The sequence below is a fragment of the Alcaligenes sp. AB3 genome (assembly GCF_031844565.1).
Taxonomy (GTDB): domain Bacteria; phylum Pseudomonadota; class Gammaproteobacteria; order Burkholderiales; family Burkholderiaceae_B; genus Alcaligenes; species Alcaligenes faecalis.
Map to the genome: position 1 here is coordinate 49,344 of NZ_JAUZVM010000006.1, position 15,975 is coordinate 65,318.

Genomic DNA, 15,975 nt, shown 5'->3' on the forward strand with positions numbered 1-15,975 from the left:
TGGCTTCAAACTCGGGTTTATATCTCTCTTCCAGGCTACGAACCTCCAAACTTGAATCCGTCTTTCATAGCCTCCAGAAGATCTGCTCCCAGGCCGATTGCCTGTTGCAACTCAACAGATCAACCTGTTCCTTCATATGGTTCAGCAACACGAAATAAAGGGGAGGCATACCAATGTATGCCTCCCCTTTTGTTCTTCACCCTGCTGTCCGTCATGCGCGTATAAACACACACATGAACACAGACCTTTAGCCTATTAGGTCGGCATGTAATCCAGAAAGCGCGTACTGGCACCAGCAAAGGTCAAGCGAACCGAACCGATAGGACCGTTACGCTGCTTACCAATAATGATTTCAGCCGTGCCCTTGTCCGGTGAGTCGGGGTTGTAGACCTCGTCACGGTAAATAAACAAGATCAAGTCAGCATCCTGCTCAATAGCGCCCGATTCCCGCAAGTCACTCATCACAGGACGTTTGTTGGGTCGTTGTTCCAGGCTTCGGTTCAGCTGCGACAAGGCAATCAAGGGGCAGTTCAGCTCTTTGGCCAGACCCTTCAAGGAACGACTGATTTCAGAAATTTCCGTTGCCCGGTTTTCGCCACCGCTTGAAGACATCAGCTGCAAGTAGTCGATGATGATCAAGCCAAGCTGGCCGCACTGCCGTGCCAGTCGTCGAGCTCGCGCGCGCACTTCCATAGAAGACAGGCCGGGCGTTTCATCAATGTAAATCTGGGCTTCCTGCACCTGCTGCACGGCATGCGTCAGGCGCGGCCAATCGTCGGCAGTCAGCTTGCCGGTACGCATGCGGTGCTGGTCCAGCAAACCAACCGAACCCACCATACGCATGGCCAGCTGCACCGCACCCATTTCCATGGAGAACACGGCAACAGGCAGGCCCTGGGCAATAGCCACGTGTTCGCCAATATTCATGGAGAACGAGGTTTTACCCATGGAAGGACGACCCGCCACAATCACCAGGTCGCCTGGCTGCAAGCCTGAAGTCATCTTGTCCAGGTCAATAAAGCCAGTCGGCACGCCGGTGACTTCCGAGTCGCCTTCACGGTGATACAGCTCGTCAATACGTTCCACCACCTGGCTTAGCAGTGGCTGGATTTCCAGAAAGCCCTGCGAGCCGCGCGCCCCTTCCTGAGCGATCTGAAACACACGGGTTTCCGCTTCGTCCAGAATCTGGCGGGCTTCCTTGCCCTGGGGGTTGAACGCCGCTGAAGAAATATCATCAGCAACGGTGACCAGCTTGCGTAGCGTGGAACGCTCGCGCACGATTTCGGCGTAGCGACGAATGTTGGCCGCCGATGGCGTATTGTGGGCCAGCGCATTCAGATACGCTAGGCCGCCCACCTCTTCCTGCTTGCCTGCAACCGACAGGGACTCAAACACCGTGACCACGTCGGCAGGACGGGCCAGGCCAATCAAGCGGGTAATGTGTTGCCAGATCAGCTTGTGATCAAAACGATAAAAATCCTCGTCGGTGACAATATCGGCCACCCGGTCAAACGCGGCATTATCGAGCAACAAGCCACCGAGCACCGACTGCTCCGCCTCAATGGAATGAGGCGGGACCCTAAGGTAATCCAGCGTTGAATCGGATTTGGCTGACTTGCTTTCCATGCATATACCTTCAAATCAAGGAAAAAAATCGACGCCGCAGCCAACAGTATGTGTTGTGCGGGCTTGAACAGTCTGTGTATCTGGGGTCAGAACAGTCAGGCTCAACAGTATGTTTGGCTGACAGGACCGGATGCGGCAGCACAGTCACGCGGCAGGCGTGCTGGCTCTCTTCGAACAGAATGAAGAGAAAACAAAAAAGCCGGCTTGCACCGGCTTTTTTGAGCTTGGCAGATACACTCCATGAAAGAATGTACCATGCGTCAACGCACTAGTCTTAGGCTACGTCGCCTTGAACCACAACGTTGATTTCAGCGATCACGTCAGGGTGCAGAACAACCTGAACGGGGTACTCGCCAACGGCTTTCAGGTGACCGTCGGGCAGACGAACCTGAGTCTTGACCAGGTCGGCAAAGCCAGCATTTTGCAATGCATTGGCGATGTCCATGGTGGTCACGGAACCGAACAGACGACCGTCCACGCCGGCTTTTTGAACCAGAGTGAAAGTTTGGCCGTTCAGCTTTTCGTTTTGAGCCTGAGCAGCAGCCAGCTTTTCAGCTTGCAGCTTTTCCAGTTCGGCACGACGTGCTTCGAACTCTTGCAGAGCAGCAGCCGTAGCACGGCGGGCAACTTTGCGTGGCAGCAGGAAATTACGGGCGTAACCATCACGTACGCGCACAACGTCACCCAGACTACCCAGGTTGGCGACTTTTTCGAGCAAAATAACTTGCATGACTAAGGTTCCTCTGGATTATTTGTGGTTGTCGGTGTACGGCAACAGAGCCAGGAAACGAGCGCGCTTGACAGCGGTGTCCAGCTGACGCTGGTAGTGAGCTTTGGTGCCCGTCAAACGTGCAGGGATGATCTTGCCATTTTCCTGGATGAAATCACGCAGGGTGTCCAGATCTTTGTAATCAATTTCTTCAACGCCAGCGACGGTGAAGCGGCAGAATTTGCGGCGCTTGAACAGTGGGTTCTGTTGTGCAAATTTGCGTTTTTTGTCTTTGCCTCTACGGAAAGCCATTTTGTGCCTCGTTAGTAACCGGGCTATACCCGGAAGAATTCAGTGTGAAGCGAGGTGTTGAACACTTCGCGACGATCAAGCCAGACCAGTCAAACCGTAACAGAGCCTTGTCCCGGAAAGTGACGCTGATATTGCTGCACATGCAGCACCAGACGCGTCGAACCTTTACGGGCGGGGGCAATAAAACCTTGTAGTTGCAAACGGGCTCCCAAAGGAGTGTCTGCCAGACCCAATGCATTATTTCCCAGAGCCACTACCTGCATCGTCAAAACGATTTGCCGGGAGTGACCGGCTTCCATCACGGAAGATTCGTGTTCCAGGACCAATTCCAGAGCTGGGACACCCGCCGGCGTATAACGCAAAGGCTTGATGTCGATAAGCTGACCGGCAAGAGAGAACTGGTTCACGCAGTCGGAGCTATTACTCTTCAGCTTGAGCTTCAGCTTCAGCCGCTGCAGGAGCGCTGGCTTCAGTACTTGCTTTACGTGCTTCTTCGCGTTCGACGGACTTCATCATGACCGAAGCGCCTTCAGGGGCTTTCTTCGTGCCAGCGACGAGGTAACGCAAGATAGCGTCGTTGTAGCGGAAGGAATGCTCCAGTTCGTCCAGAGTGGACTGACCGCATTCGATGTTCAGGCACACGTAGTGAGCCTTGACCAGTTTCTGGATTGGGTAAGCCAGTTGACGGCGGCCCCAGTCTTCCAGACGATGAATAGCACCGCCTTCGGAAGTAACAATCGCCGAATAGCGCTCGATCATGGCGGGCACTTGCTCGCTTTGATCGGGATGCACAATGAACACTACTTCGTAGTGACGCATGGAACAACTCCTTGTGGATATCGCCTACTACCTGCTGTAAAACCAGTCAGGCACCAAGCGCGACAGCCCGCCCATTCAATCCGGGTCGAGCAAGAAACCATAGATACTAGCACCAAGAAAGGCTGGCTGACAAGCCAAAAGCCTTAGCCCTGCACGCTTGCGTAGGCAGAGTGATTATGAATCGACTCAAAATTCTCGGCTTCGATGCTATAACGCAACACTCCGGGCAGGCTGCGCACGCTGACGGCCACATCACGCACCAGGTCTTCGACAAACTTGGGATTGTCGTAAGCGTATTCAGTGACGTATTTTTCGTCAGTGCGCTTAAGCAAGCCCCACAGCTGGCAGGACGCCTGCTCTTCAACCGACTTGATCAGCGTGGGCAAATCCAGCGCCGCCGGATCGGCAAATACGGCCTGCACCGTGACGTGCGAGCGTTGATTATGGGCACCGTACTCCGAAATGGCCTTGGAGCACGGGCACAGGCTGGTGACGGGAACCAGCACGGACAATTCAAATTCAGGCTGGGCATCCACACCGACACGTGCTGTCCAGCTGACGGTGTAATCCATCAGGCTGGCCACACCCGATACGGGCGCCACTTTTTCCAGGAAAACGGGGAAGGTGGCTGTCATGTCGCCACGCCCGGCATTGAGCAAAGGCAGCATGGCCTGAGCCATCTGCACAAAACCGGCGGGCGTCATGGCTTGACGGCGGTACTCTTCCAGCAAAGCCACAAAACGCGACATATGGGTGCCTTTTTCTTCGGGCGGCAAGGCCACCGTCAACTCCCATTGCGCCACGGTGGGCACGGCCTGCCCTTGCAGGTCCAGCATCATCGGATGCCGCACCCCGCGCACACCCACGCGCTGAATCGCAACACGGCGTGTATCCATGCTGCTTTGCACATCTGGCATGGCCAAAGGCGATTCCGACACTGTATTCATATCCATCAGGTTCAGCTACGACAGAGCCGCAACCGTAAATAAAAACAATAATGAATTATTATCTTACGCTTATCGCAAGCGAGGTTCGATAACCTTAACAAGAACACGCATATTGGGGTATTTAAACCCTAAACTGTGCAGAAATTGCCTCACGCCTCAAGCAAACTTGAGAAACGCTCACGAATCGAACGCTCGATGCCGGCGGCATCCAGACCCAGATCCTGCGCAATTTTCTTCTGATCACCGTGGTCGATGAACTCGTCGGGGTAGCCCAGTTGCAGCACGGGCATCACCAGCGCATCACGGCTGACAAACTCCAGTACCGCGCTGCCTGCACCACCCATCAAACAGCCTTCTTCCACTGTCACAAAAGCCTGATGGCTTTGTGCCAGCTCTTGCAGCAAGGCTTCGTCCATGGGTTTCACAAAACGCATGTCCACCACGGTAGCGTCCAGAACCTCGGCCGCTTTCAGGGCCTCGTGCAAGACGGGACCAAAAGCCAGAATAGCCAGGTTCTTGCCCTGACGACGCAGATTGGCCTTTCCCAGCGGCACGGTATGGAGCTCCTGATCGACGGCAGCACCGATGCCGGCTCCGCGCGGATAGCGCACCGAGCTGGGCCCTGGGTGCTGATAACAACAGGTCAGCAACAAGCGGGTTTCGTTTTCGTCCGAAGGCGTGGCCACCACCATGTTCGGAATGCAGCGCAAAAAGGCAATGTCGTAATTACCGGCATGCGTTGCCCCGTCGGCGCCCACAATACCCGCGCGATCCAGCGCAAACGTGACATCCAGATTCTGCAGGGCCACGTCGTGAATCAGCTGATCGTAGCCGCGCTGCAGGAAAGTGGAGTAAATCGCCACCACCGGCTTTTGCCCTTCACAGGCCAAACCACCGGCAAAGGTCACGGCGTGCTGCTCGGCAATGCCCACATCAAAATAACGACGGGGGAATTGTTGCTCGAACTCCACCATGCCACTGCCTTCACGCATGGCAGGGGTAATACCGTACAGGCGCTCATCCTGCCTGGCCATATCGCACAGCCACTGACCGAAGATCTGTGTAAAGGTAGGACGCGGCTTGGTCGTAGGCGTAACCAGCCCCACTGAGGGATCGAATTTGCCAGGACCGTGGTAGAGCACCGGGTCGGCTTCAGCCAGCTTGTAGCCCTGCCCTTTACGGGTAACCACATGCAGGAACTGCAAACCACCCAGATCACGCAGATTGCTCAAGGTAGAGACCAGCGCATCCAGATCGTGGCCATCAATCGGGCCTACGTAGTTAAAGCCCAGCTCTTCAAACAACGTGGCCGGAGACAGAATCCCCTTGGCATGGCCTTCAAACTTGCGCGCCAGTTCCAGAACTGGCGGGACATGCTGCAAGACAGTACGGCCTACATTCTTGGCAGCGGCATAGAATCGGCCCGACATCAGGCGAGCCAGATAATGATTCAGAGCCCCCACAGGTGGGGAGATTGACATGTCGTTGTCGTTCAGCACCACCAGCACATTCACATCCGGAGTGACACCGGCATTGTTCAGGGCCTCAAACGCCATACCGGCCGTCATCGCGCCATCACCGATCACGGCAATGTGCTGACGCTCGATCCCGGCATTGCGCGAGGCCACGGCCATGCCCAATACGGCAGAAATTGAAGTCGAGGAATGCGCGGTACCAAAGTCGTCATACTCGGACTCGGAACGCTTGGGAAAACCGGAAATGCCATCTTGCTGACGCAAGCTACCCATCTGATCGCGGCGGCCAGTCAGAATCTTGTGCGGATAGGACTGGTGGCCCACGTCCCATACGATACGGTCGTGGGGAGTCTCGAACACATAGTGCAAGGCGGTGGTCAATTCAACCGTGCCCAGATTGGACGACAAATGCCCACCGGTTTTGGATACGGATTGCAGAACAAACTCGCGCAGTTGTCGTGCCAGCTCGGGAAGATCGCGTTGATCAAGCTGGCGCAAGTCGGCGGGAGACTGGATCTGCTCTAGGGAAACGGTTGTCATACTAAAGACGTCTATCCGGGCAAATAAGTGAAACGACTGTCTAAAAACAATCGCCAATCGGCTATTGTAAAACGCTTCGCGGTCTGTGCCAAAGTAGCACAAGCCCACGTCGCTTAATGATTGCGACCCACGATGTAGTCAGCCAGTTGCGTCAGTCGCGCAGCGGCAGGTCCCAAGGGGCGCAAAGCCAGCTGAGCCTGCTCGTTCAACGCACCGAGCAACTCGCGCGATCCGTCCATACCCAGGATGGAAACATAGGTGGGCTTGTTGTCGGCCGCATCTTTACCAGCGGTCTTGCCCAGCGTGGCGGTATCGGCTGTCACATCCAGAATGTCGTCCACGACCTGGAAGGCCAGACCGACTGCCTGGGCGTACTCCTCCAAACCATTACGCACGGTAGAGGACGCCCCCGCCACGATACCACCCAGCAAAACGCTGGCCTGCAACATGGCGCCGGTTTTCATGCTGTGCATCTCTTGCAACTGATCGCGATCCAGAGCAATGCCCACACTTTCACAATCAATAGCCTGGCCACCGGCCATGCCGGCACTGCCTGCAGCCTGAGCCAATTGGGTAATGGCTTGCACAATCAAGGCAGGGGCAATTGGCATTTGTGCCAGCAGCTCAAAGGCCAACGGTTGCAAGGCATCGCCAGCCAGCATGGCGCAGGCTTCATCAAACTGAACATGGGTGGTCGGGCGACCACGACGCAATTTGTCGTCGTCCATGCACGGCAAATCGTCGTGAACCAGCGAGTAGGCGTGAATCAATTCCACCGCCGCCGCTGCCAGCTCCAAGGCTTTCAGTTGGGCAGCCGCCATGGGCTTGCCTTGCAAGGCGGCCTCACCGGCGGCGTAGACCAAAGCGGCGCGCACGCGCTTGCCACCACCCAGCACGGAGTAGCGCATGGCTTCGTGCAAACGAGCGGGTTCCTGACTGACAGGGGGCAACAACTGTTCCAGTACGGTCTCAGTTTGCTCAACCCGGGCCTGCAGCCAATCAGAAAAACTGGTAGAACTCATCTTAACTATCTCCAACAGCTTCATCCCCGGACAAGGGGCGCAGCAGATTGCCTTGCAATACGCTGACTTGTTCTTGTGCAAGGTCCAGCTTGCGCTGACACAATTGGGCTAACTCCACGCCCTGCTCGTAAGCCTGCAAAGCCTGCTCCAGCGGCAATGCCCCGCTTTCCATGCGAGCGACCAACGCTTCCAGTTGCGCCAGGGCGGACTCGAAATCCTGCTGGGCTGGCGCCTGGGCGCTTTGATTATCATCGCGAGATTTAACCATAACTATTCCTGATCAATGAGGGCTGTTCGGACTAGCCGAGGCCCAATTGGAAGTGGCATTGTACGGGAGCCTGCGTCAGGCGGTAGCCTACAAACAGGATAGAGAGTCCGTACCAGGATAAAGCGGTAAAAAAAGCCGCCCTGAGGCGGCTTTTTCAGCACCACGAGGACGAGTCAGCAACCTAGCTGCGCGCAACAGGCCGGCTGGCATCACTGACCCATTCACTCCAGGAGCCGGGGTAGATGCTGGAACCAGTTAAACCGGCCAATTCCATGGCAAAAAGATTGTGACAGGCTGTAATACCCGAACCGCACTGATGCACAACCATCTCTGCCGAAATCGAGCCCAGCAAGTCCTGAAACTCCTGACGCAATTGCTCGGCGGGTTTGAAACGCCCTTGTTCGCCCAGATTATTCAGGTGCGAACGGTTAAGCGCATCGGGGATATGACCTGCGACCGGGTCCATCGGTTCCACATCACCGCGATATCGTTCTGCGGCGCGCGCATCCAGCACAGTGAAAATAGGTTTGGACAGGTTTTTCAGTACCTGCTCGGTCTGCACAGTAGGCATGGCAGCCTGCTCAGGCACGCTCAACTTAGCAGCCGCTGGTACAGGCTTGGCCGAGCCGCTTTCTTCGGCTCCGCCCAATTGCTGCCAGGCCTGCCAGCCACCATCCAGAATGGCGACCTGGGGATGCCCCAGCCAGCGCAGCATCCACCACATATGGCTGGCAAACAAGGAACCCTGAGCATCGTAGACCACGACCTGCATGCCATCACGCAAGCCGTTTTGCTGCAAAAGCTGCGCCAGCTCCTGACGGCTGGGCAAAGGATGACGACCATTCAGACCCGTCTTGGGAGCTGCCAGATCGACCTCGTGATCCAGGAACACCGCGCCCGGAATATGCCCCTGCTCATAAGCGCGTCGTCCTGCCTGATGGTCGGCCAAATCATGGCGTACATCCAGAATCAACCACTCCGAGTTATCCAGATTGGCCTGGACTTGTTCTGCGCTAACCAGAAATTCAAACACGTTCTGCCTCCTTGACGGGTGCCTGCTCCGCTGCCGTGGCCTGACCTCGCAAGATACGATCCTCGCTGTAGGTACGCCAGGCCGACAACAGACCAGACCCAATAATCAATGCCATGCCAGCCCAGGCTAACCAGTCCGGCACATCGCCCCAGAAAGCAATGCCAATCAGGGCGGCGAAAATAATGGTGGTGTATTGCAAGGCTGCGGTCAACAGGGCCGAGCCCAATCCAAAAGCACGCGTCATGGTCAGCTGCCCGAACAAGCCGGACAAGCCTACCCCCAGCAAGGCCAGCCAGGCGCGCCAGCTTAGCTCACGCCAGCCTTCCCACAAAAGGCCAACCAGACTGGAACAGACAACAAAACAGGAAAACAGCAGCACGGTGCGCCACTCAGGCTCGCCCGAACGCCCCAGCGCGCGTACCTGCATCATGGCCACCGCGCTCAAGGCACCGGCACACAGGCCCAGCATCGCCGCCCACCATTGGTCAGGCGTAATGCTGGGGCGCAAGACACCGATCACGCCCATAAAGCCCAGCAGTACCGCAATCAGACGCACGGGATCACGCTGGGTGCCACCCCAGGCAAGCATCCAGAAAGCAATAAACAAGGGAGCGGTGTAGTTCAGGCTGACGGCTGTCGACAAAGGCAGATTGGCCAGAGCCAGAAAACCCAGCCACATGGAACTGACCCCGGAGACATTACGTCGGATATGCAGTTTCCAGCTTTGAGGAGCCAGCCGTAAACCACGGCTCTTGGCCCAGAACACCAGAAGAAGTACTGAGGGCACACCCCGGAACAAAACGATTTGCGCCATCGATGCGCCCGCATCGGCGGACACTTTGACACAGGCCCCCATAATGGCAAACATGGCGCAGGCTACCAGCATCCACAATGACTGCATGTGATCAGACCAAATCAGTAATAAGGGAAAGCCATTACTATACTCCCCACCTTGTAAAAGTGGCCCGGTAACCCCATATCCAGACCACTTACATAACAGCATGAAAGACAGCTCAAGAAACTATCTTGTCCAAAAGCTGACTAAAAGCTGAATCTTTTATTGTCCCGCCTGGAATCAAGGCTAAAATTCGCGCAGATCGTGTTTCCACGATCACGATTTCTTCTGTCATACCGGAATCCGCATTCATGAAACGAATTGTCCTTTTCTTAATAACCAACTTGGCCGTCATGCTGGTGCTCAGCGCCTCCATGAATATTTTGGGTGTGGGACGTTACCTGAACGCGCAAGGTCTGGACCTGACTCAATTGCTGATTTTCTCGGCTTTGGTCGGCTTTACCGGCGCCATCATTTCCTTGCTGATGAGCAAATGGATGGCCAAGCAAAGCGTGAATGCTCGCGTCATTGACCCGAACGCTCCCGCCAACGCCGAAGAAGCCTGGCTGGTAGATACCGTGCATCAACTGGCCGACCGCGCCGGTATTGGCCGCCCGGAAGTAGCCATTTACGAAGGCGAACCCAATGCCTTTGCCACCGGTGCGTTCAAGAATGATGCGCTGGTCGCCGTGTCCACCGGCTTGCTGCGCGGCATGACCGAAGAAGAAGTCATGGCCGTGCTGGGCCACGAAGTCGCCCACATTGCCAATGGTGATATGGTGACCCTGACCTTGATTCAGGGCGTGGTGAACACCTTCGTAATCTTCCTGGCCCGTCTGGCCGGCTACTTTGTAGACCGCGTGCTGCTGCGCAATGATCGCGATGTGGGCATGGGTTACTACGCCTCGGTCTTTGTGTTCGAGCTGATTTTTGGCGTGCTGGCCTCCATCATCGTGGCCTGGTTCTCGCGTCAGCGTGAGTACCGTGCTGATGCCGGTTCCGCCCAGCTGCTGGGTTCGCGTCAGCCCATGATCCACGCACTGGCCCGCCTGGGTGGCATGGCTCCTGGCGAACTGCCCAAGAACTTTGAAGCCTCCGGTATTTCGGGTGGTCGTTCGATCAGCGCGATCTTCGCTTCCCACCCCCCTATCGCGGCACGTATCCAGGCTTTGCAAAACGCCCAGTCAGTCTAAGAGCACCGGCAGCCTGAACGGCACATCCCAACAAAACACCCCAAAAGCCTGTGTGCTTTTGGGGCGTTTTTTTTTTACCTTGGCGCAAAGTTAACGTATCGGCTGTCGGACGATCATCCTGTGCCGACTCGACACCGCCTTGCTCCAGTCATTCAGATGGATCTCGTGGTACACGCCCCGAGGCTCCAGCACTTCCTGCGCTAGAAACCCGCCATAGGCGGTCACAGACAGCTCCAAACTTAATCTGCAAAGTGATATTCCAAAATATCGTCACCGAACTCATCACGCTGGCCACTTTCGGTCCAGCCCAAATGACGATAGAAACCATAGGAACGCACCTGAGGATCGCTATTACAGGCCAGGAACAGGCGCGTAAAACCACGCGCCTGCAAATCCTGCACCATCTGTTCCAGCAAACGGCGGCCCAAACCCAGGCTTTCGTATTCAGGCAATAAGGCCAGCACCATGATCTCGCCACTCTCGCTATCACCAAAGCAATAGCCAGCTATCTGTTCACCCACCAGAGCGACATAGCCGGGGCAACTGCCATCTTCAATACCGGCAGCCCAGCTTTCGGCGGTAATCCCCAGGGCCGCCAGGTCCTGTTCGGAAAAGGCATTCTCGCGGGTCAGGCTCCGAATGCGCAGGCACTCGCGGGCATCTTCAGGCACTGCAGCGCGCAAGACGGTCTTGCTCATTGACTACTCCAATAAAAAGAACGCGGACGACAAATCATCACCTTGTCGACCATAAAAAAGACTTAAGGGGTGCCGCGCTTGAACTGATTGAGCCACTGGGCAATATCCCCCACCACCTGTGGCATGGCCGAGCTGCCGTCGGGCTGATTCATGCCGTGGTCCAGATCGGGATAGGTGCGCCACACCAGATGTGGGTTATCAACCTGAACCAGCATCTCGGCAGCCGCTTGCGGCGAGACCGAGGCATCGCGCCCGGACTGGATCACCAGCGTTGGAATACCAATTTGTCGCAGTACATCAGCCTGATCCAGGTTCAGCATTTGCTGCCACCAGTCCCGGCCATGCTGACTCATCTCGGTATCCAGACCAGCCTTGGCCTGCTTCAGAAAACCACCCAACCCATCCAGCATGGCTTGCTTGTCAGCAGCCGGCATCTCCTCCACCGACACGCTATAGAGCACATCATCCTGGAACCAGCGCCCGCCACCATTAAAGCTGACGGCGGCATCCAGATAAGGGGTCCGGGCCGCCAGCAGATGGACGATGACCGCCCCTTCGCTCCCCCCCCAAGGCAAAGAGCTGGTCATAGCGAGTCTGGCTTTGCAGCTGTTTTAAAACTGCCTCAAGATCGGCCACACGCTGCTGGGGATTGTCGTGCTGAATATAGTCTGTCGGGCAGTCGCTGCGCTCGGGGTCATCGCTGGCGGGCAAAGCCGCTGTCAGCGCATACTTTTCTACGGCCAGCACCTGGGCTTGCGGGCGGGCTTTGGCCAGGGTTTCCCAGACAATCTTCTTGTGTGCCACGCTATTGCAGTCCGAGCCTTGCACAATCAGAAGCAGTTCATGCACGCCGTCCTGGGGAGCGACAGCAGGCTGGACATAATAATGGATGGTGCTGCCATCTGCACGCGCCAACTCATGAGACTGGACCTGAGCATGGGCCTGACCGCCCAAGCTAGCCAAGACAGCAAGGCCCACCAGGCGAGCCAAAGAAATTGAGTAATCCATGCCGTACTGTGGCACAGAATGATGAAGATTTGATGGAGAAAATGGCGCGCCCATCGCCATAAAAAAGGGACCAGCCAGCAAAGGGCTGACCTGACCAGGGGAGACAGCAGGCCATCGCACCCCTTGCTGACTGGTGTCCCGCCGCCGGTCGCCGTTTGCCCAAAAAGACGACCGGACTGGCAAGACTCAAGGCTTCATGGGATTGGTCTTCTCAGGGTTGATTTGATAGCGCTGCAAGGCCTCACTGACCAAGGAACGCGGCACCGAACCTTCATCAGCCAAGGCTTTCAAGGCCGAGACCAAGATGAAATGCCTATCCACCTCAAAGAACTCGCGCAGCGACGCACGTGTGTCGGAACGCCCAAAACCGTCCGTACCCAACGCCAGCAAACGACGCTCTGGCAGGAAGGGTCGAATCTGCTCCCCCACAATCTTCATATAGTCCGTTGCGATCACAATCGGGCCTGCATGCCCTTCCAGGCAAGACTGCACATAAGGAATGCGCGGCTCGCTTTCCGGATGCAAGGTGTTCCAGCGCTCGGTGTCCAGACCATCACGACGCAGCTCGTTCAGGCTGGGCGCACTCCAGACATCGCTGGCCACGCCAAAGTCGTCTTGCAGCAATTGCGCGGCAGCCAGCACTTCCATCAGGATCGAGCCACTGCCCAACAACTGCACACGCGGGGCCTTGGCTTTGTGCTGCGGTCCAGCCTGCAAGAGATACAGCCCTTTGATAATGCCCTGCTCCACGCCGTCGGGCATCTCGGGATGCGGGTAGTTTTCGTTGAGCACGGTAATGTAATAGAACACGTCCTCCTGATCCTGATACATGCGACGGATACCATCCTGCATGATCACGGCCAGCTCATAGGAGAAGGTGGGGTCGTAAGAGCGGCAGCTAGGCACCACGCTGGAGAGCACATGGCTATGACCATCGTCATGCTGCAAACCTTCGCCCATCAAGGTGGTCCGGCCCGAGGTTGCGCCAAACAGGAAACCCCGTGTCCGTGCATCCGCCGCAGCCCAGATAAAGTCCCCCACTCGCTGAAAACCGAACATGGAGTAGAAAATAAAGAGCGGAATCGTGGGAACACCGTGATTGCTGTAGGCCGTACCTGCCGCAATCCAGGAGGAGATTGCCCCGGACTCATTCAGGCCTTCCTGCAAGATCTGCCCATCCTTGGCCTCTTTGTAATAGCTCAGCTGGCCGGCATCCTGCGGCGTGTACAACTGCCCTAAATAAGAGTGGATACCAATCTGGCGGAACAGACCTTCCATCCCAAAGGTGCGCGACTCATCCGGCACGATGGGCACAATCAATTTGCCCAGCACCGGGTCTTTCAACAAGGTGCTCAAGATACGCACAAAAGCCATGGTCGTGGACAGGCCACGCTCCCCTGTGCCTTTCAGCTGGGCCGCAAAACTGTCCAGCGCGGGCACTGTCAAAGCCGGGACAGAGGTTCTGCGGGATGGCACAAAGCCACCCAAGGCCGCACGACGCTGCTGCAAGTACAAGGCTTCCGGGCTGCCTGGCTCCGGACGCAGATAAGGCAGCTCTTCCAGTTGTTCATCCGTCACGGGGAGCTGGAAACGATCCCGGAAGGCACGCACGGCATCGGCGCTCACTTTCTTGAGCTGGTGATTGATATTCTGGCCTTCACCGGCCTCGCCCATGCCAAAGCCTTTCACGGTTTTCACCAGAATCGCGGTTGGCCCACCCTGAGGGTTACGCGCAGCTTGCGCATAAGCAGCGTAGACCTTGTCGGGATCGTGACCACCACGAGCCAGAGCCCAGATATCCTCGTCCGACAAATCCGCCACCAGTTCCAGCAGTTCGGGATACTTGCCAAAGAAGTGCTCGCGCACATAAGCGCCACTTTGCGATTTGAAGGTCTGATAATCCCCGTCCACGCACTCCATCATGCGTTTACGCAGCAAGCCGGTTTTATCTTTGGCCAGCAGATCATCCCAGCCTGCGCCCCAAATCACCTTGATGACATTCCAGCCTGCGGCACGGAAGGTCGCTTCCAGCTCCTGAATGACTTTGCTATTGCCACGCACAGGGCCATCCAGCCGCTGCAAATTGCAGTTGACCACGAAGATCAGGTTGTCCAGCTTCTCTCGGCCACCCACAGCAATGGCGGACAGGGCCTCGGCCTGATCCATCTCACCATCACCCAGAAAGGCCCAGACCTTGCGGCCATCCATAGGCTTCAGGCCCCGGAAATCCAGGTAGCACATGTAGCGAGCCTGATAAGCAGCCATCAATGGCCCCAGACCCATGGACACGGTGGGAAACTGCCAGAACTCGGGCATCAAACGTGGGTGCGGGTAAGACGGCAGGCCACGACGTCCGGCCTCACGACGGAAGTTGTCCATCTGCTCATCGTCCAGGCGCCCTTCTACATAAGCACGGCCATAAATGCCGGGGGCGGAGTGGCCCTGTATATAGACCAGATCACCGTCAAAGCTTTCTGTACGGCCCCGGAAAAAATGATCAAAGCCCACGTCGTACAAGACCGCCGCAGACTGATAGGTGGCAATGTGCCCGCCCACATTGGAATGCCGACCAGCACGCAGCACCATGATCATGGCATTCCAGCGCACATAGGCATTGAGCTTGCGCTCCAGTTCCTTGTCACCCGGGTACGGGGTTTGCTGATGCACGGGGATGGTATTCACATACGAGGTAGTCACGCGCGTGTACAGGTCGCCATGATGACGCGCATCGAAATCCAGCAATTGGTCAATCAGATAATGGGCACGGGAGCGCCCTTCTGCCGCGGTGACCGATTCCAGGGCATCAAGCCACTCGGTCGTCTCTTGCGGGTCCACATCCGCGATCTGCAAAGCGTGATTCATAACAATCTCCAGGTGGATAGGCCGGATTCGCCACTCGGCGTCCTCACAGCCTGAACAAGACGCAGGGCAGGACAGACCCTCACCCATACGATTGCAATTGCAACTACTTTATGTAGCGCATCTTATCCACGTATAATTGCATTTGCAACTAAAAAATAAACTCCTGGGGGAAAGAACGATGAGTCGCTCCGATACTGATCTGTGGTTTTCCTTTGTGCGGGCGCACCGCAGCATCCTGAAAGAAATCGAACGCAGACTGGCTGCCGAGAAGCTGCCGCCTTATGCCTGGTACGACGTGTTGTGGGGGTTGGAAACCGGGACGGAAGGCACCCGCCGCATGCATGAACTGGCCGACCGGCTGGTCATAGAGCGCTATAACCTGACACGACTGGTTGACCGGCTGGAAGCGCAAGGTCTGGTCCAGCGCAGCCGTTCTTCTGAAGATGGCCGAGCCGCTTTTGCCCGCATCACAGATGAAGGCCGGGCCTTGCGCAAACAAATGTGGCAGGTCTACCAGAGCGCGGTGCAGGAGCTGTTCCTGTCGGCCTTTTCCGACCAGGAACAAGCACAGTTTGCAAAAGGTCTGGATCTGGCTGCCCGACAGGCGCGGCAAACTCCCAACACCTGA

18 protein-coding genes are annotated in these 15,975 nt (G+C 56.5%); 2 read left to right on the forward strand and 16 right to left on the reverse strand.

From position 1 onward, the window contains the following. Positions 1-255: 255 nt before the first annotated feature. The 12 genes from Q9R35_RS13295 to Q9R35_RS13350 all read right to left on the reverse strand — a co-directional run bounded on the left by Q9R35_RS13295 (position 256) and on the right by Q9R35_RS13350 (position 9,899). Positions 256-1,626: a replicative DNA helicase gene (locus Q9R35_RS13295; RefSeq protein WP_063693582.1), complete on the reverse strand. Its 1,371-nt coding sequence runs from the start codon at positions 1,624-1,626 to the stop codon at positions 256-258. A gap of 274 nt (positions 1,627-1,900) precedes the next feature. After that, positions 1,901-2,356, reverse strand: coding sequence for a 50S ribosomal protein L9 (gene rplI / locus Q9R35_RS13300; RefSeq protein ID WP_311219973.1), 456 nt, complete (start codon positions 2,354-2,356; stop codon positions 1,901-1,903). Between the two features lie 18 nt (positions 2,357-2,374). Continuing rightward, positions 2,375-2,647, reverse strand: a complete 273-nt coding sequence (rpsR, locus tag Q9R35_RS13305; RefSeq protein WP_003802444.1) for a 30S ribosomal protein S18 — start codon at positions 2,645-2,647, stop codon at positions 2,375-2,377. An 89-nt stretch (positions 2,648-2,736) separates the two neighbouring features. Continuing rightward, a complete protein-coding gene (priB, locus tag Q9R35_RS13310; protein ID WP_026484338.1) occupies positions 2,737-3,054 on the reverse strand; it encodes a primosomal replication protein N in 318 nt (105 codons plus the stop codon). A 13-nt stretch (positions 3,055-3,067) separates the two neighbouring features. Next, positions 3,068-3,466, reverse strand: a complete 399-nt coding sequence (gene rpsF / locus Q9R35_RS13315; RefSeq protein ID WP_026484337.1) for a 30S ribosomal protein S6 — start codon at positions 3,464-3,466, stop codon at positions 3,068-3,070. 143 nt (positions 3,467-3,609) lie between these two features. After that, on the reverse strand, positions 3,610-4,413 hold the full coding sequence (gene folE2 / locus Q9R35_RS13320) for a GTP cyclohydrolase FolE2 (RefSeq protein WP_042484276.1): 804 nt from the start codon (positions 4,411-4,413) through the stop codon (positions 3,610-3,612). 149 nt (positions 4,414-4,562) lie between these two features. After that, positions 4,563-6,428 (reverse strand): 1-deoxy-D-xylulose-5-phosphate synthase, encoded by a 1,866-nt coding sequence (gene dxs, locus Q9R35_RS13325; RefSeq protein ID WP_042484274.1) that lies wholly within the window; start codon positions 6,426-6,428, stop codon positions 4,563-4,565. 113 nt (positions 6,429-6,541) lie between these two features. Beyond that, complete coding sequence (locus Q9R35_RS13330) at positions 6,542-7,450, reverse strand: polyprenyl synthetase family protein (protein ID WP_080723742.1); 909 nt, start codon at positions 7,448-7,450, stop codon at positions 6,542-6,544. A gap of 1 nt (position 7,451) precedes the next feature. Next, positions 7,452-7,718 carry an exodeoxyribonuclease VII small subunit gene (locus Q9R35_RS13335; RefSeq protein ID WP_003802451.1) on the reverse strand — a complete coding sequence of 89 codons (267 nt, stop codon included), beginning with the start codon at positions 7,716-7,718 and terminating at the stop codon, positions 7,452-7,454. 181 nt (positions 7,719-7,899) lie between these two features. Next, on the reverse strand, positions 7,900-8,751 hold the full coding sequence (locus tag Q9R35_RS13340) for a sulfurtransferase (protein WP_404977954.1): 852 nt from the start codon (positions 8,749-8,751) through the stop codon (positions 7,900-7,902). Continuing rightward, complete coding sequence (locus Q9R35_RS13345) at positions 8,744-9,652, reverse strand: DMT family transporter (RefSeq protein WP_080723741.1); 909 nt, start codon at positions 9,650-9,652, stop codon at positions 8,744-8,746. The genes Q9R35_RS13340 and Q9R35_RS13345 overlap by 8 nt, the downstream gene beginning before the upstream one ends. A gap of 112 nt (positions 9,653-9,764) precedes the next feature. Continuing rightward, positions 9,765-9,899, reverse strand: coding sequence for a hypothetical protein (locus Q9R35_RS13350; RefSeq protein ID WP_255209290.1), 135 nt, complete (start codon positions 9,897-9,899; stop codon positions 9,765-9,767). On the opposite strand from Q9R35_RS13350, the gene htpX reads away from it, so the two are divergent. Continuing rightward, positions 9,898-10,779: a protease HtpX gene (gene htpX / locus Q9R35_RS13355; RefSeq protein ID WP_026484332.1), complete on the forward strand. Its 882-nt coding sequence runs from the start codon at positions 9,898-9,900 to the stop codon at positions 10,777-10,779. The two genes, Q9R35_RS13350 and htpX, sit on opposite strands and share 2 nt — an antisense overlap. A gap of 239 nt (positions 10,780-11,018) precedes the next feature. On the opposite strand, the gene Q9R35_RS13360 is transcribed toward htpX, so the two are convergent. The 4 genes from Q9R35_RS13360 to aceE all read right to left on the reverse strand — a co-directional run bounded on the left by Q9R35_RS13360 (position 11,019) and on the right by aceE (position 15,347). Further along, positions 11,019-11,477 carry a GNAT family N-acetyltransferase gene (locus Q9R35_RS13360; protein WP_063693575.1) on the reverse strand — a complete coding sequence of 153 codons (459 nt, stop codon included), beginning with the start codon at positions 11,475-11,477 and terminating at the stop codon, positions 11,019-11,021. Positions 11,478-11,539: 62 nt separating this feature from the next. After that, the gene (locus Q9R35_RS13365) at positions 11,540-12,064 is read right to left on the reverse strand and encodes an alpha/beta hydrolase (protein WP_311219974.1); all 525 of its coding nucleotides are present in this window, start codon (positions 12,062-12,064) and stop codon (positions 11,540-11,542) included. Continuing rightward, positions 11,967-12,485, reverse strand: a complete 519-nt coding sequence (locus tag Q9R35_RS13370; protein WP_311219975.1) for a hypothetical protein — start codon at positions 12,483-12,485, stop codon at positions 11,967-11,969. The genes Q9R35_RS13365 and Q9R35_RS13370 overlap by 98 nt, the downstream gene beginning before the upstream one ends. A gap of 186 nt (positions 12,486-12,671) precedes the next feature. Further along, positions 12,672-15,347: a pyruvate dehydrogenase (acetyl-transferring), homodimeric type gene (aceE, locus tag Q9R35_RS13375; protein WP_311219976.1), complete on the reverse strand. Its 2,676-nt coding sequence runs from the start codon at positions 15,345-15,347 to the stop codon at positions 12,672-12,674. 178 nt (positions 15,348-15,525) lie between these two features. On the opposite strand from aceE, the gene Q9R35_RS13380 reads away from it, so the two are divergent. Continuing rightward, positions 15,526-15,975 carry a MarR family winged helix-turn-helix transcriptional regulator gene (locus Q9R35_RS13380; protein WP_125304733.1) on the forward strand — a complete coding sequence of 150 codons (450 nt, stop codon included), beginning with the start codon at positions 15,526-15,528 and terminating at the stop codon, positions 15,973-15,975.